The sequence below is a fragment of the Leptolyngbya sp. GGD genome (assembly GCF_026735145.1).
GTDB lineage: Bacteria > Cyanobacteriota > Cyanobacteriia > Leptolyngbyales > Leptolyngbyaceae > Leptolyngbya > Leptolyngbya boryana.
This window is the reverse complement of the sequence record NZ_JAPQKE010000003.1, coordinates 812892-834801: the sequence shown is the minus strand read 5'-3', so window position 1 is coordinate 834801 and position 21910 is coordinate 812892. Positions and strand designations below refer to the sequence as shown.

Here is a 21910-nt window from a genome sequence, read left to right as displayed (position 1 = left end):
TCGTCGGACAAAGTCTCTGAAGAGACTGCATTTCCAAGCCAATGGCTGAGTTCGGGAGTCCCTTCAGGGAGTTCGCACGATTAGCACCGGATTCAAAACCCGGTGCGGGATAGAAACGCAGTCTAGATAACCCTCACAAGTTCCTCAACTTCTTTGCCTACAACTAAGAAGAATATCGGTTCTGCATCGCTCACCCCTCACCTCCTATGAACATCTCCCTCGCTCAACCAACCACTCGGCAATCTGCTCCTGTGATTTTTCATGTCGAAGGGATTAGCAAGGTGTATCGCATGGGAGAAGTTGAAGTACATGCTTTACGATCGCTAAATCTTGATCTCTACGAAAGTGAATTTGTGGTACTGCTTGGACCTTCTGGCAGTGGTAAATCCACGTTGCTGAATATTTTAGGCGGATTGGATATTCCCTCAAGTGGGCATTTCTACTTTCGCAATCAGGATTTAACCAATGCGAATGATGCCGTTTTAACTCGATTTCGCCGAAATTCGGTCGGGTTTATCTTTCAGTTTTACAATCTGATTCCAAGTCTGACTGCACGCGAAAATGTGGCACTCGTGACTGAGATTGCTCGACATCCGATGAAGCCGGAACAGGCATTAGCATTAGTCGGACTCAGCGATCGACTCGATCATTTCCCGGCTCAGCTATCCGGCGGAGAACAACAACGCGTTGCCATTGCACGAGCGATCGCGAAACGTCCTGAAGTTTTACTCTGCGATGAGCCGACAGGGGCATTAGATTTTCAAACTGGCAAGATTGTTTTAGAAGCATTAGCACAAGTGAATCAAGAGCTAGGTACAACTACGGCTGTGATTACTCACAATGCTGGAATTGCAGGCATGGCAGATCGAGTGATTACAATGCGCAGCGGCGAAATTACAAACATTCAATACAACGAACACAAGCTAGCCCCCTCGGCATTGGAGTGGTGATGAAAGCACTCAATTACAAACTGGTGCGAGATTTGTGGAAACTGCGCGGGCAGGTGATTGCGATCGCATTAGTCGTCGCCTGTGGGATTGCAATTTTTATTGCCATGATTAGTGCTTATCAATCGCTCGCTGCATCGCAATCTGCTTACTATCAGCAGTATCGACTTGCCCAAGTTTTTGCTCAACTCAAACGTGCGCCAGAGCCTCTCATCGAGCAAATTCAAGCAATCCCAGGAGTTGCCCAGGTTCAATCTAGAGTCGTAGTGGATGTCACGCTGGATGTGCCCGGACAGAAAGAACCAGCAATTGGGCGACTCGTGTCTGTACCAGAGCAACCGATACCCACGCTCAATGATTTATTTATTCGTCAAGGACGGTATCTAGAACCTGGACGCGCCGAAGAAGTCTTAGTCAGTGAGGCATTTGCTAACGCAAATCACCTGAAAATAGGCGATCGTGTTGGAGCCATTATCAATGGTCGATGGCAACAGCTTAGCATTGTCGGAATTGCACTTTCACCCGAATATGTGTACGAAATTCGAGCAGGGGATGTGCTGCCTGACAATCAACGGTTCGGCGTATTTTGGATGGGCAGAAAAGCTTTAGGCACTGCGTTTAACCTTGATGGCGCATTTAATGATCTAGCCCTCTCTCTGAGTCCTCGAACGAATCCAGAAGCTGTGATTTTTCAGCTCGATCAATTGCTCAAGCCTTATGGAGGATTTGGAGCGTATGAGCAAGCAGATCAGATCTCAACTAAGTTTGTGACTGACGAGATCACTCAACTCAGATCTCACGCGATGATTGTTCCAAGTATTTTCTTGGCGATCGCTGCTTTTTTACTGCACATTCTGCTGTCTCGGTTAATTGGGACACAGCGCGATCAAATTGCAATTCTCAAAGCGTTTGGGTATAGCAATTGGAGTGTGGGATGGCATTTTCTGAAATTAGTCTTAGTCATTGTGTTTTTAGGCGGCGCGATCGGCACAGGGGTTGGACTCTGGATGGGTTCAGGAATGCTGAAAATGTACACGCAGTACTATCATTTTCCGAATTTGAACTATCAGATTAGTCTAGGATTAGTGTTAAGTGCGATCGCGATTAGTGCGAGTGCGGCGATCATTGGGGCATTTGTTGCAGTTCGACATGCCGTTTCGCTGCCGCCAGCCGAAGCTATGCGTCCAGAACCTCCGGCTCATTTCCGGCGAACATTGATGGAAAGATTGGGATTACAGAGCTTTCTCTCGCCTGTGGGACGGATTATTCTACGGAATTTAGAGCGGAAGCCGATTCAAGCACTGTTGTCGATCGTAGGAATTGCTTTAGCGATCGCCATGTTAATTGTTGGGCGCTATTCTCAAGATGCGATTAGCTATCTGATCGATGTGCAATTCCGCTTAATGCAGCGTGAAGATGTCACGATTATTTTCAATGAGCCACGTTCTGCATCCGTGCGGTATGAAGTCGATCATTTACCAGGTGTGCTTTACTCTGAACCGTTTCGCATCGTTGCTGTTCGATTTCGTAATCAGCAATATACGCACCAGCTCGGTATTCAAGGATTAGTCGAAAACGGGCAATTGCACCAACTTGTGGATCAACAACTCAATCCCATTCCATTACCGATAGACGGAATTTTGCTAACAGCTAAACTCGGAGAAAAGCTGCATATCCGAACCGGAGAAACGCTAACTGTCGAAGTGCTAGAAGGCGATCGCCCGACTCGGTATGTCAAAGTTGCAGGGCTGGTTGATGATTTAGTCGGCTTATCTGCCTATATGGAACGACGGGCATTGAATCGATTGATGCAGGAAGGGGAGACGAGTTCTGGCGCGTATCTCGCAGTCGATGCGGCTCAACTGGATCGATTGTACGCATTACTCAAGCAAACGCCCGCGATCGCGTCAGTGAACCTTCGCAAAACCACAATTGAGCGATTTCAGAAAACGATCGCGGATACGCGACAGATCATGAATGCCGTTGAAATCGTCTTTGCTTGTATTATTGCGTTTGGTGTCGTTTACAATGCGGCTCGAATTGCTTTATCCGAACGCAGTCGAGAACTTGCAACTCTGCGCATTATTGGCTTTTCACGCGTTCAAATTGCGGTCGTTCTACTCGGAGAACAGGCAGCATTAACGATCGCAGCAATTCCCGTTGGCTTTTTAGTTGGCTATGGATTAGTTGTCCTGCTGTCGATCGCCTACAACACCGAACTTTATCGACTTCCGCCAATTGTAACGAGTGCGAGCTATGCCTTTGCCGTGATTGTTGTGACCAGCGCGGCATTCATTTCAGGATTAATCGTGCGGCGGAAGCTAGATCATCTGGATTTAGTTGCAGTGCTGAAAACGCGCGAGTAGTCCTCACAACTTCCTCAAACTTCTTCTTTACTCTGGAAACGTCAGTGTTGGTAGATTGCCATGAAGCTGCTCCCTCGGACAACTCAGCCTGCGTCAGACCTGAGAGAAGACTTATCTCCGCATTCTCCAAAGAAAAAATCCCGGTGGCTCATTTACGGGGGAGCCGCGATCGCAACTTTCACGGCAATCGTTTGGGCATTTCGTCCCACTCCGATCGTGGTCGAAACTCAGGCAGTCACACGAGGCGAATTACAAGTGAGCGTCGCTGCTGAAGGGAAAACTCGGATTCGCGATCGCTTTGTCATTTCTGCACCTGTTAGTGGTCGCTTAACCCGGATTCAGCTTAAAGCTGGCGATGCTGTTCAACCTGGTGAAATTGTTGCTCAGATTGAACCTTTAACCTTAACTGCACCCGTTCAGGAAGCGTTGGGACGACTCGCAGAAGCGCGTGCTCAGCGAGAAGGAGTTGCAACGCAAAGACCGAAATCTGCAACACTCGCCCAAGCACAAACACGGATTCAAGCCGCGATCGCGACTCAACGCCAAGCTGAAGCCAGTGTGGCTCAAGCACAAGCAGCCTTCAATCAAGCTCAGCGCGATCGCCAACGTGCCCAAGAAATGGCAGCGTCCGGGGTGATTTCTCGACGCGATCTCGAAAATGCGGAACTCGTTGAAATTACAAGAGCCAAAGAGCTAGAGAGTGCGACACTCGCCGCAAAAGCAGCATCGGCTGAGGTCGATGTTGCACGAGCAGCACTCACCGTTTTACAAGCCGAACAGCGCGATCCAGACTATTTGCTGAAAGTATATGATGCGAGAATTGCTAGCATCGAAGCAGATCTTGCAAAACTGCAAGATGAAGCGAATCGCACATCCGTTCGTTCTCCAAGCGGTGGTCAAGTCTTACGACTCTTGCAGCAAAGCGCCCAATCCGTCACGGCTGGAACCCCATTGCTCGAAATTGGAGATATCTCAAAATTAGAGATTGTGATTGATGTCTTATCAACCGATGCTTTGAGGATCAAACCTGGAAATGTGATCTTAGTCCAAGCGGGAGCGGGAATGCCAATGCTCAAAGCGAAAGTTCGTCAGGTTGAGCCTTCAGCATTTACTAAAATTTCTGCCTTGGGTGTGGAAGAACAGCGCGTCAATGTTATTGGTGATTTTATCAATGCACCTGCATCGCTCGGTGATGGCTATCGTTCAGATGTGCAAATTGTCGTTTGGCAGAATCCAGATGTTTTGAAAGTGCCTTTGAGTGCATTGTTTCGCTGTGACCAAGCTTGGTGTGTTTTTAGTGTTCAAGATAGCAAAGCTCAAGAACGATCGATTGAGATTGGTCAGCGCAGCACCTTTGAAGCAGAAGTTCAAAAAGGTTTACAAGCTGGAGAAACAGTGATCCTGCATCCGAATGAACAAATCAAAACTGGAACACTGGTGAAGCCTCGTTAGCGATCGATAAAGCACCGGATGAGCACAAAATTGATCAGATCGTTGAGATTCCAAAGCGTTCCAGGGAGAAACCGAACCCAAACTGAGCAGCAACAACAATTGCTCAAGTCGCATGAAAGTTGATGCAATTTTGCACGACGTTCATTTTCTTGTTTCTGTGTTTTAATTGTGGGGTTTTCTCAGTATTGATTCACGGAGTTTGGTCTTAAATGTGGCTTTCTCTATTCGCTATCCTAAGTATTGGCATCGCTTTTTCTCCTTCAGTTCTAGCCGCACCAATTGAGCAGCCGTCGGAAGATAGTGTAAATGAAGACATGTCTTCATCCCTGAAGTCGATCACTGCCGTATCAGAACTTTCCCAGGTTCAGCCTACTGATTGGGCATTTCAAGCGGTACAATCTCTGGCGGAACGCTACAAGTGCATAGAGGGTTATCCCGATCGCAATTTTCAAGGCAATCGAGCACTGACTCGTTACGAATTTGCTGCGGGATTGAACGCCTGCATCAATCGATTGAATCAGATACTTGAAACAGCAGCGGCTGACTTAGTACGGGCAGAGGATCTAACTGTACTCCAACGACTTCAGCAAGATTTTGCAGCAGAGCTTGCAATGCTTCGTGAAAAGGTAGGTCAACTAGAAGAACGGACTCTAGCACTCGAAAAGCAACAATTTTCGACAACGACCAAACTCACGGGTGAAGTCATCTTCGCGCTGACGGATGTGTTGACGGGCGACGATAATCAAACGCGCGTCACTCAAGCGACATCAGATACTACTCCAACTCAAAATGCTGTTCTTGCGAATCGGGTGCGCTTAAACTTTGACACCAGTTTTTTAGGCACAGATCTACTCAGACTCCGGTTTCAATCCGGTAACTTTGATATTCCTGGCTTTACGATCGCAGCTCAACCTGGCTTTCCAAATCGGGAAGGCATCCAAACGTTTAATGTCATCCGTCCTTTCCCCAACACTCAAAGCTGCTGTGTTCCCTCTATCTCTCCAAACCCAACAGCGACCCCTGGAGCCATTTATCTCAGTTCTCTTCTCTATCGCTTTCCCGTTGGAAAGACAACGAAAGTGGCTGTGATTGCGAATGGAGGGGAACATGCAGATTATGTACCTACTTTAAATCCTTACTTTGAAGACTTTGATGGGGGCAATGGCTCTCTCTCTACTTTTGGGCAACGTAGCCCAATCTACCGAATGGGCAGTAGTTTTGGTTCGGGCGTTGGCATTACGACTCAACTCAATCGAGTCTTAGAATTCTCTCTCGGCTACTTAGCAAACGGAACAGGAAATTTTCCAGGTCAGTATGGAGGTTTCCTAGATGGAAGCTTTTCAGCACTGGCACAACTGACGATTACACCCAGCGATCGCTTCTCATTGGGATTGACCTACAATTACACCTACCTCACAGCAATTTCTAACACGAATTTCGCTGAGGTTGCAGGAACAAAACTGACGACTGCCAATACTTTTGTTCCTGAGGACACTTACAATAATTCTTTTGGAGTCGCGGCAACCTTTCGGGTGAGTCCCAGACTTGTGATCAATGGATGGGTGACGACAACAAATGGTCGCGATTTTACGATTCCTAGAGGATCATCGGATTACTATTACACCTGGTCTTATGCACTAGCATTCGCATTTCCAGACTTAGGGAAAAAAGGAAATCTGGGCGGGATCGTACTAGGAGTTGAGCCTTATCTCACAGGATTTTATCTGGATGGAGCACGTGTTCCTTTCCAGCAAGCCTTCCCATTCCGTGTCGAAGGCTTTTACAAGCACCAGTTGACGGATAATCTTTCTATCACCGGAGGTCTAATTTGGTTGACTGCACCGAATCAATCTAATGAAAATCCTGATGTTGTGATTGGAACTTTACGGGGAACATTTCTGTTTTAGTACCATTTCAATTCATCCGTGCTAGTAGTTCAGTAGGTTGATTGTGGGGAGTGGGGAAATGAATGCGATCGCTGTTGCATCAAGATCATTCAACTTAGCAAGATTTCACTCGTGCTAATATTGCTACAATTTCACTGATTGCAGTTCGTTGGGCTGTAAAATCTTGCGCGTTATTGATGATGATGCTAAATGCGATCGGGGAATAACGAGGCGGAGTAATATAGCCGGACAGTGCTGTTGCTCCGGTTAAAGTTCCCGTTTTGGCTTGGGTGATGCCTCTTGCTGGATGATCTTGAAATCGACCTGCTAATGTCCCAGTTTCTCCACCGATCGCTAAAGATTCTCGAAAATATTTTGCTTCTGGTTGCTGGAGCATGACTTGGAGTAACTTCACAAAAGCCGCAGGTGTACTCCAATTTTTTCTCGACAATCCGGCTGCGTCTTCGAGTTCAATCTCGTTCGATTCAATACCCAAACGGCTTAATCGCACAGCAACAGTTGCTAGCCCTTTCTCTAAAACCGTGCGACCCTCTGCCTGTGGGTTCTTTGCTCCAATCGTCCTCAGCAGTGCTTCTGCAAAGAGGTTATTACTATTCGTATTCGTTTCTTTCACCAATTCACTCAAAGGCGGCGAATCAATTCCTGCAACCTCAATTCCAAACGGTCGCATTGCTTGATCACTAATCTGCGATCGCTCTACTGAGATCTTCTCTTCCTGAAGAAATCGCACCAACTGCCGCAGAAAATACTGGTTCGGGTTCGGAACCGCGATCGCCCAGAGATCGGGCTTCGCTCCAACTTGCAACTGCCCCTCGACTTTCAAAATCGACTGGCTCAAATCTCGCTGAATTTGCAAAAATTCTTTGGTCTTTGTCTCGACCGTTCGAGAGCGATTATCGACTTGCCAGTACTGCGCCTGCGTTGGATCGTCCCATTTTAATTGCAACGGTTGTCCAACGGCTTGCGGTATCACCTGAAAGCCTAAACTGTTCTGATTCAAAATCAAACTATTGACAGGCACCGCGTAAGGCGCTTGGATATCTCCGACTGCCCAACTGGAAATCAAACTATCCTGTCCAAAATAACTATCCTCGATCGTCAATTCTGCAATTCGCTGAATCCCGCGCCGCTTCAACTGCTGCACCATTTCTTTCAACTGTTGATCGCTCAAACTCGGATCGCCTCGCCCGACTAATCGTAACCGCCATCCATTTGCAGTCGGCGCACCATACACCGAAGTGCGAATCCGAAAATTAGGACTGAACTCTTTCAGCGCGATCGCCGTCGTGAACAGCTTCATATTAGAAGCCGGAATAAAAAAGCGATCGGCATCTCGGCGATAGAGCGTCTGGCGACTGTCCAGCGTCTGAATCATCACCCCAAATCTGGATCGGGCAAACTCTGGACGATTGACGATCGCATCAATTTGCGGAGTTAATTGTTGCGAGCAAATTGCCCCCGATTCGGCACGCAAACTTGTCGTGAACCCTGTCAGACCCAGAAAAAACCATCCTAGTAGACTAATAATCAATCGCTGAGAGAACACGGTCATGACGATTTTGCAACAACAATTCACGGTAGATATCGGTGAAATCTCCCCTTAGTACAGTGCGGAAGTTTATCTTTCACCAATAGAATTGAAGCACAATCTTCAAAGAGTGATCATTATGGTGCAAGAACGTGATCTTCGACCCCGGAAAATGCAGGAGTCAGATCTCGATCGTCCACTTGGCGATCGCCCGATCCCGCCGATGCGGCATGAAAATTCCGGCACCCCTTTGAGCGATATTCTCTCAGGGTTAGCGTTACTCATATCGCTGATTGCATTTTTCCTCAGTGCCTACGCGGTGATTCAAGTCAGACGGCAATCTTCTGTTCAACCGCAATCGTCGAATCCGTCTGTAAGCCGTCCATTGTTGCCCTTTCTATCCCAACCGCAGCAGGTTACACAGGGTCAATTTATCCAACCGACTGAAGACCGTTCCGCTCAGGTTGAACTGTTATCTGCAACGCGCGGCTCGTCGAATTCAGCCACGATTCAACTGCAAGTGCGTCGGCTTGATCGCCCAGTCACTGCGGCTCCGACTATCAATCTTGCCAATGCGATCGCGCTCAATTCCCGCACAAATGAGCAGTATCCAGTCATTCAGACACCCGCCTCTAATAATCAATTCATCAGTCTAAGCAACTTGCGTCCTGGATCAAGCCTGAACACTTCGGTGACGCTCCGAGTTCCTGATACGCTCGATCGCATTGATCTCGATATTCCAAATGTCCGTGTATTTCGCAATGTACCAATTTCGATTAGCTAATCTCCCAGGTGCAAAGATTTCAACCTGGGATAGAAATTTCTGTTTCTAGGGCGGTTTATCATTCTGAAAGATTTTAGACTGGGGACGCATTGATTATGAGTTCATGGCGCGATCGCTTCAATCAATTCACAGGCAGAAGTCGCTTTGTCGTCTGCCGTATTTTTATCCATTTGGCGGGGGATGAAGTCGCGCCATTGTTAGGCGTGTTGAACCAAGCAGGTCGAGATGCGATCGCGTCAGAGGGCGATTTACATACCCTCGGCGAAGGGTTAGTTGAAATTTGTCAAAGTTTATTGCAGTACCAAACCTACTGGCGATCTGCCGCCAATGAAGGCGATGCAATTCGGGATGAAGGCGAAGCAGGCGACTACGTGAACGAATTATTTACCGATTCGGCTCAACGCTATCTCAGTGCCCCTGAGCTTGAAAGTGCGGAAACCTCACCTGACGAATTGACGTTACCCGTCACGCAGAATTTGGTCGTGATGATTACGATCGCAGCAGAAGGAGAAGCTCCTGAACTCGAAACGGATTTAGCGGATTTGCGGGCACTGCAAGCTGGACTGAAAGCGATCATCAATTTGCACTACCAAGAACGTCTCCGAGCCGTTCAAGTTCATTTCTCTCCCTCTCGTTTGGGTGACGAACTTAGCACCGATCAGCTTATAGAATTTTTTCCAGAACTGATTCCCCTTTAGAATCGGAAGGTAAAGAACGGGGGAATAGGGGCACGGGGCAAAAGGTAATTTCTCCCCACTCCCCCACTCCCCACTCCCCCACCTCTGAGACTCTAGAACGGTACTGAAACACCCATGTTTATCTCCATTAACCTCGCTCGATCGATGATGCGAAAATTTCTTGCCCTCTCTATGTCGGTAGCTTTATGTTGGACTGCAGTTGGCTGTAGCAGTTCTTCTTTAGGCGATCCTCAACGTCCGCAAGATCGCCCCGCTGCAACCACTCGTGCGGATCAAAAATTGCCCAATGGTCAGTTTGGGGTTCAGCAAGCCACGTTTGATGATGGCACAGGCGAGTATACGGTTCTTCTCAGAGATACGCCTGCTGGAGTCAATTCGGCGTTTAGAACTGAAAATTTGAAGCTAGCTCAATTGACTCCAGACGAGGTAAAAGCAGGTCAAAAAGCTTACCTCAAGTCTGAAAACGGGGAAGTGTCGCTGCATATTCCTGAAGAGTTCAAAATTGAGTACGTCCATAACGTTACCGAGAATGTCACTGATCCCCAAACGGGTCGGACTGAAACGGTGGTTGTGCGCCAAGAGCCGAGTTTCTGGTCTCCGTTTGCAGGGGCTTTAGCAGGTCAAGCGATCGGGAGTTTACTCTTCCGTCCTCAGTACTATGTGCCGCCCTTCTATCAGCCAGGTGTGCCTTTGACAGGATTTGGTGGTTATGGTTCTTCTTACGGTCAAGCGGTGAATCGCTACCAAGAACGCTATCGCTCTGCACCTGTGGTTGAACGAAATCGACAAGTCTTCCGTTCAACGGGTCGAATCGGTTCTCCAGGATTGAATAATCCGCGCGTGCGCCGCCCGGCGATTAATCGCGATCGCCCAACCGGATCGGGATACGGAACCAGCACCCTTCGTCGATCGAATCGCTCCACTCCAAGCCGAGTCAATCGCCCAGGTGGATTTGGCAGCGGAACGCGATCGAGATCGTCGTTCGGTAGCGGCAGAAGACGTTAAAGATTTAGTAAGCCCTCGATCATCGGGGGCTTTTTCGTAATGCAATTCACGACCAACCTAAAACTCATACAACACCCGCAACGACCACTCTAAAATCGTCGGACTCGCCCGATTATTCGGATTCGATACGACCGTAACAGAAGGACTGATATTCAAGCGATCGTTGAGCAACAGACCAAAGAATGCTTCAAAATTCGTCTGAGTCTTATTGCCTAAGCGATCGCTAATAAATGGTTGTCCAACAGCAAGTCCAGCTTTCGATCCGGGAATTAAAAAGTTCTGAAACGAAACCCCTAACGCCCAAGTTTTTGGATTGAGGTCTAAATCTTGTTGGAGAATGGAGTTAAAGCCTTCATAGCTCCCAATTCCCAATCGTCCAAATATTCCAAACACTCCGAATCGCCTTTGAATCGCCCATTCTGCGCTTAAACCAGCCGCATTGATCTGCGTGCCATTAATATCAGCATGAGTGTACTGGGCGCGAACGGTGATCGGTTGATTTGGAATCGTATATTCAGCTTCGAGACTGGCTTGATAGCGGTCTTGAAACAATCCTGTGGTTGCAGAATCGGCAGCAGCGTACAGTCCTCGAATCACCAATGCTCGATTCGCATTCCAAGCAATTGCCGCACCAGCTCCCCCAAAGCGATCGATTTCATTCTGCACAATCAAAGGATTGTTCGCGAAAAAGCTCGATCCAAAGTTTTGCCCGGATTGATTGGCAAATTGATTACGATCGATAAAATCGCTAGGTGGTAAATTTGATCCGACTGAAACCTGCAAATTCTCACTTGGGCGAAATGAATAGTAGAGTTTACGAACTCTCAATTCACGCGGAACTCCGACAGCATCGAGTCCGCCACCGTCTGCCAAAATTCCATTCGTTCCTAGTAAGTTTTGCCGCGCGTCGTGTGCTTTGGAAATTGCATCTCGCCCATCATTTCCGGCTTGGAGTTGCGTCACTAACACATCGTTCCCTTGAAAGCTGGTGAGTAAGTTTAACCGCACGCGAGACAGCAATGTTGCCTGATCATTTGTACCATTCGTCACACCGTAATAAACTTGCCCGCTCAGCTTTGTCGTTGTCGAAAATTGCTGACGTTCGACTGTAGCTGTCCGATTGTCCAGATCATCAACGCGCGATCGTAGCTGCGATAAGGCTTCTCCATACGCGGCAACCACGCGGCGAATCGTTTGCATATCTTCTGCGATCGTATTGGCTGAATTGCCTGCAATTAATTGTTCTTCGATTCGACCGATGACATTTGCGATCGCGGCTGCAAATTCATTCCGAGTCAGAGGACGATTGCCGCGAAAGGTGCGATCTGGATAGCCGGAGAGAATTCCATAACGCTCGACTAAGGATTTAACCGCTTGATATGCCCAATCGCTAGGACGAATATCGGTCAATTCTGAAACAGTCGTGACTTGCTCCATTGGCTCGCTCGGCTCATCGGAAACGGGCTGCGATCGCGCTGGCAAAACGGCGGTTGCAAGGATTATACCGATACAGATCCAATTCAACTCTTTCACAGACTCACTCCTCAGACGGGCTGCCAAACTTAGTTATAGCAGCCCTCTGAACCCGAGCGCGCTTTAAGCGTTCGCGGTTGCCTCCTTTTTCTCTGAAGTTGATCCTTGTGTTCCAAGCTGAATCAATTCGATCTTGTACCCATTCGGATCTTCAACAAAGGCAATCACAGTAGAGCCATGTTTCATTGGACCAGGTTGCCGCGTTACTTTTCCGCCACGCGCGGCGATCGCCTCACAGGTTGCGTAAATATCATCGACCCCGATCGCAATGTGACCGTAAGCATCGCCTAAGTCATACTGCTCTTTTCCCCAGTTGTAGGTGAGTTCGATGACGGTGTGATCTGCTTCTTCGCCATAGCCGACAAACGCTAAAGTAAATTCACCGCCGGGATAATCTTTTTTTCGTAAGAGTTTCATTCCAAGCGTGTCGCAGTAGAATTTTAGCGACTCGTCTAAGTTTCCAACTCGTAGCATCGTGTGTAATAACCGCATCAACTTTCTCCTAGTAGGCAGCGATCGACAAAATTTCTAAGCGAAATGTCCCAGGATTAAATCTGGGATTCAACGCTCCATCATATTCAAATTTACTCAGCATCAGTTGAAACGACCGAAGATGTTCAGTCGCCAGTCTGGCATTTGGAACGGTCTTTGCCCGGAACACTGGAACCGTCTGGGCAAAAGGAATTTGAATCGTCATCCATTCGCCAGCAACAGTATCAAACGAGTAAGAATAACCTGTACTATCCCACCCATCACTATCACGGATGAGAAATTTATAGCGATTGCCGTCACCTTTGATCCGCAGTTCAACTCCGGATCTATTCGATAAATCAAGGGATGGATCAAAATTGCGTGTCCGAACTGAGGCAAATCCGCCAGAATTCTCGATCGAGACATTGCCTGTAAAAACAGCAACACCCCCCTCAAGACGGATGCCACTATTACTAACACCGCCCATCACGACATCATCAAGTGCCCCCCAAGTATTTTTCAAATCTGTTGCTGAATCGTTGAAGTCGAAGAGAACAGTTTCATTTGAGGTCAAAGGTTTGGGGCGTGGTTGAAACATGTTTTGTAGCCAGCTAACGACGGGTATCGCTTCAAAATACTCTAATGTTTGCACAAATCGACCAAGATCCCACTGAGCCATGATATTCACCAAATGAAGAGGCTTTCCCCTACTCTAGCGACGAAACCTTGATTCCTGATCGTGGTTTCAACTCGTTCATTTGTTCCTGATACTGCAAAGATTACGATGCTAAAGCAAAGAGGTCTTTGGATAGGTGCGTTAATTTTATCGATCGTGCTTTCGATCCAATACTTGTGAATTCTGAGGATGTTGAAGTTCACGTTGCGGTATTGGATTTATGCAGGCATTGAGAATTGCGTTAATTGGTGTGTTCTGCGATCCAATTTTCTAAATCTGCCAGGTTGGTGAAGTCGAATAGTGCTTCGCTGAGGTCTTCGAGAATTGGAAGAGATAAGGTAGCGAGTTGCGATCGTACACTTTCAGGGATTTCTTGCTGAAAATGGCGGCTTAAGATTCGAGTCAGCAGGATAACGGCTTCTTCTTCTCGTCCTTCTCCTCGCCCTTCTTCTTTAGCTTCTCGAATTGCGCGGGGTTCTTCAGACAAATTCAGTCCGATCATGGCTCTGACCTCTGCTCGACTTAGGTTTGCAAATTTATACACCAGAATGGAGGTGACGATATCTATTATGTCGTCTCTTTGCTTGGGTGTTAATGGCGTTTGTTCGATACGGGACAGTAAGGTTTTTGCAGCTTGGGGGGCTTCGGTTTCTTTTGTAATGGTCAAAACGAGTGCGGCGACTGGAAGCGGAAGCGATTCGATGTCTCCGATTTCGTCGAGAAAAATGCGGTGGACTTGTTCGCCATTGAGGAGCGATCGATGGGGGTGTAGTTTGGTTTGCTCGGTGTTGCGGTTGGGATAGATGACGACGGCTTGCCAGTCTGAGAAGCGGGCAGTGTTGCGGTAGAAGTAAAGGGCGGATTCGCTGAAGAGACGTTCGTAGAGTTCTTCGTCTTTTTGGAATTGGACTTCGCAGAAGTAGACGATGCCGGGTTCGTCGGATTCGGGAGGTAGGAATACGCCGTCGATTTCAAATTTGGGTTCTTTGACGGCAACGGAATCGAAGCGATAGTTGGCGGCGTTGGCAGGACGATCTCGAATGAGGGCAAAAAGGAGATCTGGCGACTGCTGGAAGATTTTATAGAAGAGGGGATCTCGGCGCATAGCTTGGATAGCATTCGGTCAATGTACTATCGCATGAATTGATGAAGCACGATCGCTAAATTTATCCGATTCCAATTGCTCAAAGTCCCCCAGAATGGGGGATTTAGGGGGCTGAAGCCGAATAAAACGCAGCAACAATTCCACATTCACGATCGCTATTTCCAATCGCCATGTCCAATCGCATTTCACAATCCAATCGATCGCATAATCCATCCAATTGCACGTCTGAGAGAGTCGATCGCGTTTCCAAATTTTCGAGGTTGCGTCTTTGGCTTGGGTCGTGTGCTGATGCCGGAGCGATTGTAGGGCAACAGTAAGGTCGCTTCGATTTCCTCGCGGACTTCGCGGCTGACGTAGCAATCGCTGTTGAGACAGGCTACAAGGAGACAGTTAGCTTCGTAGTACTGATTGAGAAGCTGTTTCTGAGCCGTAGTCAATTGCCAATTGTGCCCGATGTTGCGATGCTGAATCATTACAGTTCTAAGTCGCTCACTCCAATTCTGTTCATTTGTTTTCCACCATTGATCGAGATGTTCCCGGTTTTCTAGTGAGGGAAGTTGTGATCTAAGCTTTTGGAGCTTTTGTTTCAATTTGGGATCGCGGGCGAGGGCGACCGCGCGGTCGAGGGCAGCGCGGTCGAGGGCAGCGCGGGCGAGGTCGCGGGCGAGGGCGAGGTCAAGGGTGAGGTCAAGGGCGAGGCTGCGGTCGATGTCGAGGTTGCGGTTGCGGGCGAGATTGCGGTCGCTGCGGTCGATGTCGAGGTTGCGGGCGAGGTCGAGGTCAAGGGCGAAGTTGAGGTCGCGGGCGAGGTCAAGGGCGAGGTAAAAAGCTCGAATTGCAGCAGGTTTATAGGAAGCTTTTGAAGCTTTTGTTGAGCAAGACTTTTGCTCAACAAAAGTAAGCAATTGTTGAAGTTTCTCATCTTTCGCTAGAATGCCATCGATTTCTCGCTTCATTGCCAGCAAAAACTTATCTGCATTTCTTAGCATTCCAACTGTTAGCAAAAAGACTTCTCGCCAACGCTTTTCGGTGACATGGCAGACAATCTCTGTGGAATCTTCCTCAGCCTTTTCAATTCGTCGAGCGGTAAAGTATTCCTGAAAAGTCAGATGAGAAAATGAATAGATTCCGCGTGCCCGCTCAACGAGTAAGCCATGTTGCGATTCAATGGATTTCAACACCGCTTCGCGATCAAGTTGCAAGGTTTTCGGCTCAAGATTCGCATCAGGTAAGTTGCGAATGTAGTCTTGAATCTCCTCCTCAACAAATCTCTGCTTGAAAAAGTACTCGCTTCGCGTAAACGCATTAAAAGCAATCTGGCTCAGTAAGTCTTCTTTGCGATTGAGCGAAAGTTGTTTGTATACGACATCTCGTGTGATGTTTCGCTTGCCATCCCACTTTTTCAGTAAGACATCTAAGCCTTCTTTGTAGAGTTCTGCTCGGTTTGCTGGAAATCCAGCTTGTTCGCCGTAAACCAAGCACAGCAGAGTCAGCAAGAGGGGATTCGTTGCAAGTTCTTGTAACCCTGGATGTACTTTTAATGCTTTTGGAAACTCTGTTGCTTTAGTTGGATCTTTATGCTGAAACCACTTGAAAGCGAAGTCAGCAATTTGCTCCGTATCAAAATCAGCAACTTCGACCTCTGTAAAGCTCTCAAACGTGTATTCCTTGGCTGCAATCCGACAGGTCATCACAAATTGATTGCCATTGAACTGTAGCGAAGTCTGTTGAATTGTCCTTAAGACGTGTTTTTGATCTTCTGCTCGAACTTCGTCTAATCCATCAAGCAGAATCAGCGATCGACCTGCCAGCAAAATCTTTTTGACTATTTCAGAATTCTCGATTCCACATTCAGCAAATTGTTTTGCAATAAATTCGATCAAGCTTTGTCGCCCTGATGCTTCAGCAAATTCCTTCAATGTGACAAAGATTGGAACACGATTTGCATACAGGTGTCCTGCCTGACATTGCAGCGCTAACCACTTGAGAAATGTTGTTTTTCCTGCTCCGGGCTTGCCTAAAATCAAGAGTTTGTCATGCTTTTGAACTGCTTCTAATCCGGGGATTCGTTTTTGCTGCACTCTTCCTAAACTAAAGCGATCGAAGTCTTCAAAATTACAACCTTCGAGCAATTCCTCAATACTGCGCCGTTGATTTCCTGTGAGCTTTTCTAGAATGTTGACCGTTGTGTAAATCGAATCGATCGTAATCGGTTGCTCCATATCCAACACGCGCATCGAGCCACAGCGTTTTTGAATGTCAGAGCTAATCTTTTGGCGAACTTCTTGAACGATCTCGTCAATGTCTAAATGCGGAAATGCGATCGCATAACGAATCCCCGTCGCCACATTCTGAAATGCCTCATCCCGATTTTTCCATGTAGTAATCGGTTTACCATTCTGCGGCAAAGCTTGTAATTGGCTAAAAGGTGCTCCTTGCCAATCTACCGGACGCAGTAACACGGGAATAACGATCGCTTCTTTTGCCTGATGCCGCTCCATTGCCCGTCTGAGTTCAACTCCATAGCACTCCCTAGAAGCTAGAAAATCCGGGCTAATCAGCAGCAGGATAATTTGAGCCGATTCGAGATAATGATCAATTTGTTCAGCCCGTTCAGCCCCCGCCGGAATCTGTTGATTATGCCAAGCTCGAATGATGCGTTGGTTTTTCAGATTGCTGAGATGCTTCTCCAACTCTTTCATCAGCAATTCATCTTTACGGGCGTAGGAAATGAAAATCTCGATCGGCTGCATCGTCTGTCAGAGCAAAGAGTCGTTTAATGTCTCATACTCTAGCGAGAAAAATCAGGAAATTCCATTCGCGACTGAGTTTTGATTTTACGATCGCACATTTCACTATTCCCCTTGAGCGCGCTTCCGCTCATGCAACTGCAATCGGATCTGAGTATGCACATCCTTCGTAATCGGATAGAAATACGTCAACACCATGCCAATCAGTAAAGCAACTGTCGGCACAGGCCCGATCGACGATCGAATCGCCAACAACACACTCTCCGGCTGCACAGGCAAAGGAACTGCATCAGTCGGCGGAACATATCCCGCATTCCCCAATTGCTGCAATACCACTGCTACTGCAACTCCCAAACAAACCTTCTGCAAAAATGTCACAAAGCTATAAAAAATGCCTTCGCGCCGCTGTCCCGTCCGCAACTCATCGAGTTCGATCACATCCGGCAACATCGACCACGGAATCAGATAAGCCACTGAAACTCCAAATCCTGACATCACCGCCAAGGTATACATCAAAGTCATTTGTCCCGGTTGCAAAAAGAACAAGCCACCTTGAGCAATAATCCAAAGCACCATGCCTGCAAAGTAAACCCCCCGCTTCCCAATCCGATGACTCAATTGATTCCAAACAGGAAGCATGAGCATCGCCGTCAATTGCACAGCTAAAACGACACTCGGCACTGCCCAAGCATCATTCAACCGCATCACACTTGCAACAAAGTAAGGAATAATTGCTGCTGTCAGTTGAAAACTCAGCCACGAACAGAGATAAATTCCCACCACAAACAGAAAAGGCCCATTACTAAACGCGATTTTAAGCTGTTGCACGATCGGAATCGACACAGGCATTTCTGCTTCTGGATGCTGTAATCCGACCGCTTTCATGCGATCGAATGTCCCCCAAACGCACCAAAACAAGGGCAACACCGACAAAACACCGCACACCATCCCGATCGCAACATATCGGTCACTCAAATTTGGAAATCTAGAGCTAATCAAGCCGACTAAAATCAGCGACAGAATACTGCCCCCAATTGAGAATGCAAATCGAAAACTATTCAAGCTGGTACGCTCGTCATAGTCTTGCGTCATTTCAGGAGTCATTGCCGTATACGGCAAATTCACCACTGTATATAGCCAGCCAAGCACGATCGAAATAAACGTGTAATACCAAAACAATCCCCACTGCTGCGAACCTGCGTTATCGCTAAATTTCGGCACAATCCACTGCAAGAAGAAGAAAAACCCAAACGGAACCGCACCCGCCAAAATCCAAGGATAGCGACGACCCAGGCGCGATCGCGTTTTATCGCTCATCACCCCGACCATCGGATCGTTCACCGCATCCCAAACTTTTCCGATTAACTGCGTTTGCCCTGCCAAACTTGGATTGAGTCCTGCGACATCGGTTAAAAAAGGCGACAGATAAAAAATTAAAATATTTGCCGTAATTGCAGGTCCTAAATCCCCTGCTCCATACGCCACCTTCGTCTTTAAGTTAAGCTTTTCAGAGGCCGATTCATTAGCAGAATTGTTCATAACAGATCGCACAAGCCGGGTTAACAAGTTGTATTATTTTCTTCGGCTTCGGCTGCGATCGCACAAGTCGCAGAAAAACTTAATTCATCCTCAACTCTATAATTCATCCTCAACTCTATGTCGGATCTCTATGTCAGTTGGTCAGACTATCATCGCTTGATCGAGAAACTTGCCCTTCAGGTCTACAAATCTGAATGGGAATTTAATCAGATTGTCTGTTTAGCTAGAGGCGGATTACGGATTGGAGATCTCCTCTCTCGCATGTTTGATGTGCCTTTGGCAGTGTTGTCTACTTCTTCCTATCGGAGTGGATCGCGATCGCGCAGTGCGTTAGTCTTTTCCAAAGATCTCAGTATGACGACTCTGAATCTGGGTAGCCACGTTTTAATTGTGGATGATCTCGTTGATTCGGGTGTGACGCTGCAAAAAACGATTCCTTGGCTCAAACAGCATTACGGCTTCTATATCGAAGAAATGCGCACCGGGGTTCTCTGGTATAAAGATTGCTCGGTGATCAAGCCTGACTATTACGTCGATTATTTGGCGGATAATCCCTGGATTCACCAGCCGTTTGAAAAATACGAGGATATGAAGCCCTCTGATCTGCTGGAACTGGAGAAAGTGGAATGACGCTGCGATCGCAATCCCGGATTATTGCTATTCTGTAATACTGTGAGCCGTGGAGTTGAGGAGCGCCCCTCTTGAGTAATGCCAGTCAGCCGGGAAAACCTCCGCAAGATCAAGCACCGTCTTTTGATGACATTCCGATTGCTGAGCGCGAATCTCCGATTGCGCCTCCGGTTCAGTCTGGCTCGAAGTTTTGGCTATGGCTAGGCGGACTGGTGACGATCGCGCTACTGTCCGGAGGCGGGTGGCTTGCCTATCAATGGTGGCTGAGTCGCAGCATTGCCAGTCCGACTCCTGTCGCGGAAAGCCCACAGCCGAGTGACGCAAAATCTCCGGATGATGGGAGACTTCTCAATCATTTTGCCTATCCCGAAGCACCGCTAAACGACCTCGAAGCCGTTTCTGCTGATGGTGGAATAAAAATGCGAACTCCTGCTGCTAGAGCCTTCAAAGAGATGGTGGCAGCAGCGAATGCCGAAGGCGTAATTCTCAATCCGCTTTCTGGATTTCGATCGCTTCAAGAACAGCAGCAAGTTTATTTTGATGTCAAAGCAGAACGGGCACAGACCCCAGAACAGCGTGCTTTAGTCAGTGCGCCGCCTGGATATAGTGAACATCACACTGGATACGCGATCGATATTGGCGATGGCACGGTTCCAGCGGTAAATCTCAGTCCAGATTTCGATAAGACTCCTGCCTACCGATGGCTGGCTGCCAATGCGACAAGATTTAATTTTGAACTCTCTTTTCCCCAGGGAAACAAGCAAGGCGTGACTTATGAGCCTTGGCATTGGCGATTTGTAGGGGATAAGCAAAGCTTAGAAACCTTCTACAGAGCGAAAGAATTCAAGCAAGAAAATCCGCCTACCCCAAATCCATGAATCAAACTGCATTGAATCTCGTTGCGATCGGCATTTTCACTATGACGATGAGCACCTTGCTCAGTCCGTTGCTGAATTTTTCGCCTGCGATTCCTGCGATCGCAACCTTTAGCATTCTTGGACTTGCAACGCTGGATTCATTTCAGTGGCAAGGGAAGTTTGGCACACTCTGCCTCGATTGGCTTGCTCGGTTTTCTCCGGCTCATCGCGATCGCGTTCTGCGGCATGAAGCGGGACATTTTCTTGTTGCTCAACAACTGCAAATTCCGGTCGTGGGCTATACCTTAAATGCGTGGCAAGCGTTTCGCAAAGGGCAAGCCGGACTGGGTGGTGTGCAGTTTGACACTCAGGAATTAGAAGCGGAACTTCAGCAAGGCAAGCTCTCATCCCAATTGCTTGAGCGTTACTGTACGGTCTGGATGGCAGGAATTGCGGCAGAGCAATTAGCGTATGGCAATTCAGAAGGGGGCGCAGACGATCGCCAGAAATTCCGTGAGACTTTAACGAAATTACGTATTCCTGCGTCAGAATTGCCTCAGCGGGAGCGTTTATCTATTTTGAGAGCGAAAGATCTGCTGAAAAATCATCAGTCAGCCTACGACGCGTTAGTCGTTGCTTTGCAGGAGAATCAATCGATCGAACAATGTTATTCAGCGATTCAAGACCAATCTTAATTGCCGTGTTTAGGCTCTACATACCGCAATCGCTCTGCATACAAGGCAGAAAAGCTGAACCTGTCTCAATCTGAATCGTACTGTGTTCAATTCCAAAACGATCGTGCAGGTCGTGAGAAATCCGAGCCAGAAAATCTGACCCAGGTACGCCTGCAAGCATGACGAGATGTGCTGTTAAAGCGGGTTCTGTTGAACTCAGTGCCCACACATGTAAATCATGAATCGAGCCAACTCCGGGTAAGTCTAGTAAATAGTTTTGAATCGCTCGTAAATCTACATTTGCAGGCACACCATCTAATGCCAAACTGAGCGACTCTTGCAGCAAATTCCATGCACCGATTCCAATCACGATCGCAATTCCCATACTTGCGATCGCATCAATTGACTGCCACCCAGTCAAAGTAATGATCAACCCACTCAAGACCACACCCACCGAAACTAAAGCATCTGCAACCATGTGCAGAAATGCGCCTTTCACATTCACATCATGCTGATGATCTTTCTGGAACATCAAAGCTGTTGCACCATTCACCAAAATCCCGATCGCAGCGACAATTATCACGGTCAGACTTTCGACAGGTTTCGGATCAATCAAGCGCTGAATCGCTTCGATCGCAATAAAGACCGTCACACTGAGCAGCAAACTAGAATTAATCAGTGGTGAGAGAATCGAAGCTCTCCGCAGTCCGTAAGTATGACGTTTCGTGGGACGACGACGTGCCAGTGTATATGCGCCCCAAGCGATCGCAAGTCCCAAAACATCGCCTAAATTATGTCCCGCATCCGCGAGTAAAGCGAGAGAATTCGTCAACCAACCAAACGTCGCTTGAGCCATTACAAAGCCTAAATTGAGAACGATACCGATGAGAAAAGCGCGATCGTATCGAACGGTTGAATGATCGTGATGGTGATGATGATGCATTAGAATGCTGCGGCTCAACCTTCAAAGACTGTCTTCAGAATATCT

General features: G+C 47.7%; 19 protein-coding genes. 10 read left to right on the top strand and 9 right to left on the bottom strand.

All coding sequences use genetic code 11. The annotated features are described in order from the left end of the window. The first annotated feature begins 206 nt into the window (after positions 1-206). From OU814_RS18995 to OU814_RS18980, 4 genes are all read left to right on the top strand, one after another. Complete coding sequence (locus OU814_RS18995; protein WP_190652476.1) at positions 207-950, top strand: ABC transporter ATP-binding protein; 744 nt, start codon at positions 207-209, stop codon at positions 948-950. Next, positions 950-3313, top strand: coding sequence for an ABC transporter permease (locus OU814_RS18990; RefSeq protein WP_268184715.1), 2364 nt, complete (start codon positions 950-952; stop codon positions 3311-3313). The genes OU814_RS18995 and OU814_RS18990 overlap by 1 nt, the downstream gene beginning before the upstream one ends. A gap of 60 nt (positions 3314-3373) precedes the next feature. Next, positions 3374-4765 (top strand): efflux RND transporter periplasmic adaptor subunit, encoded by a 1392-nt coding sequence (locus OU814_RS18985; protein WP_268184714.1) that lies wholly within the window; start codon positions 3374-3376, stop codon positions 4763-4765. Positions 4766-5079: 314 nt separating this feature from the next. Further along, a complete protein-coding gene (locus OU814_RS18980; protein WP_268184713.1) occupies positions 5080-6672 on the top strand; it encodes an iron uptake porin in 1593 nt (530 codons plus the stop codon). Positions 6673-6766: 94 nt separating this feature from the next. Here the strand turns inward: OU814_RS18980 and dacB are convergent, their stop codons facing one another. Then, positions 6767-8224 (bottom strand): D-alanyl-D-alanine carboxypeptidase/D-alanyl-D-alanine endopeptidase, encoded by a 1458-nt coding sequence (gene dacB / locus OU814_RS18975; protein WP_268184712.1) that lies wholly within the window; start codon positions 8222-8224, stop codon positions 6767-6769. Positions 8225-8339: 115 nt separating this feature from the next. On the opposite strand from dacB, the gene OU814_RS18970 reads away from it, so the two are divergent. The 3 genes from OU814_RS18970 (at position 8340) to OU814_RS18960 (ending at position 10687) form a co-directional block, all read left to right on the top strand. Beyond that, a complete protein-coding gene (locus OU814_RS18970) occupies positions 8340-8984 on the top strand; it encodes a hypothetical protein (RefSeq protein WP_017288299.1) in 645 nt (214 codons plus the stop codon). 95 nt (positions 8985-9079) lie between these two features. Beyond that, on the top strand, positions 9080-9682 hold the full coding sequence (locus tag OU814_RS18965; protein WP_017288298.1) for a DUF1517 domain-containing protein: 603 nt from the start codon (positions 9080-9082) through the stop codon (positions 9680-9682). 171 nt (positions 9683-9853) lie between these two features. Next, entirely contained in the window at positions 9854-10687 is an 834-nt protein-coding gene (locus OU814_RS18960) for a hypothetical protein (protein WP_242045181.1), read from the top strand. A gap of 57 nt (positions 10688-10744) precedes the next feature. Here OU814_RS18960 and OU814_RS18955 read toward each other — a convergent pair whose 3' ends face one another. The 7 genes from OU814_RS18955 to OU814_RS18925 all read right to left on the bottom strand — a co-directional run bounded on the left by OU814_RS18955 (position 10745) and on the right by OU814_RS18925 (position 18761). Continuing rightward, positions 10745-12220 carry an iron uptake porin gene (locus OU814_RS18955; protein WP_268184711.1) on the bottom strand — a complete coding sequence of 492 codons (1476 nt, stop codon included), beginning with the start codon at positions 12218-12220 and terminating at the stop codon, positions 10745-10747. 63 nt (positions 12221-12283) lie between these two features. Beyond that, on the bottom strand, positions 12284-12712 hold the full coding sequence (gloA, locus tag OU814_RS18950; RefSeq protein ID WP_017288295.1) for a lactoylglutathione lyase: 429 nt from the start codon (positions 12710-12712) through the stop codon (positions 12284-12286). Between the two features lie 10 nt (positions 12713-12722). Beyond that, entirely contained in the window at positions 12723-13370 is a 648-nt protein-coding gene (locus OU814_RS18945) for a CIA30 family protein (RefSeq protein WP_268184710.1), read from the bottom strand. A gap of 238 nt (positions 13371-13608) precedes the next feature. After that, entirely contained in the window at positions 13609-14472 is an 864-nt protein-coding gene (locus tag OU814_RS18940) for an Rpn family recombination-promoting nuclease/putative transposase (RefSeq protein ID WP_268184709.1), read from the bottom strand. Positions 14473-14490: 18 nt separating this feature from the next. Next, on the bottom strand, positions 14491-14685 hold the full coding sequence (locus tag OU814_RS18935) for a hypothetical protein (RefSeq protein WP_268184708.1): 195 nt from the start codon (positions 14683-14685) through the stop codon (positions 14491-14493). Further along, positions 14658-17225 carry an NACHT domain-containing protein gene (locus OU814_RS18930; protein ID WP_268184707.1) on the bottom strand — a complete coding sequence of 856 codons (2568 nt, stop codon included), beginning with the start codon at positions 17223-17225 and terminating at the stop codon, positions 14658-14660. Before OU814_RS18930 ends, OU814_RS18935 begins: the two co-directional genes overlap by 28 nt. Before the next feature lie 102 nt (positions 17226-17327). After that, a complete protein-coding gene (locus OU814_RS18925) occupies positions 17328-18761 on the bottom strand; it encodes an MFS transporter (protein WP_268184706.1) in 1434 nt (477 codons plus the stop codon). A 117-nt stretch (positions 18762-18878) separates the two neighbouring features. On the opposite strand from OU814_RS18925, the gene OU814_RS18920 reads away from it, so the two are divergent. The 3 genes from OU814_RS18920 to OU814_RS18910 all read left to right on the top strand — a co-directional run bounded on the left by OU814_RS18920 (position 18879) and on the right by OU814_RS18910 (position 20943). Further along, positions 18879-19391, top strand: coding sequence for a phosphoribosyltransferase (locus OU814_RS18920; RefSeq protein ID WP_017288278.1), 513 nt, complete (start codon positions 18879-18881; stop codon positions 19389-19391). Positions 19392-19462: 71 nt separating this feature from the next. Then, on the top strand, positions 19463-20269 hold the full coding sequence (locus OU814_RS18915) for a D-alanyl-D-alanine carboxypeptidase family protein (RefSeq protein WP_190652466.1): 807 nt from the start codon (positions 19463-19465) through the stop codon (positions 20267-20269). Next, positions 20266-20943, top strand: coding sequence for an ATP-dependent Zn protease (locus OU814_RS18910; protein WP_268184705.1), 678 nt, complete (start codon positions 20266-20268; stop codon positions 20941-20943). The genes OU814_RS18915 and OU814_RS18910 overlap by 4 nt, the downstream gene beginning before the upstream one ends. Before the next feature lie 16 nt (positions 20944-20959). On the opposite strand, the gene OU814_RS18905 is transcribed toward OU814_RS18910, so the two are convergent. Beyond that, positions 20960-21865, bottom strand: a complete 906-nt coding sequence (locus tag OU814_RS18905) for a cation diffusion facilitator family transporter (protein ID WP_017288275.1) — start codon at positions 21863-21865, stop codon at positions 20960-20962. Between the last annotated feature and the right edge of the window lie 45 nt (positions 21866-21910).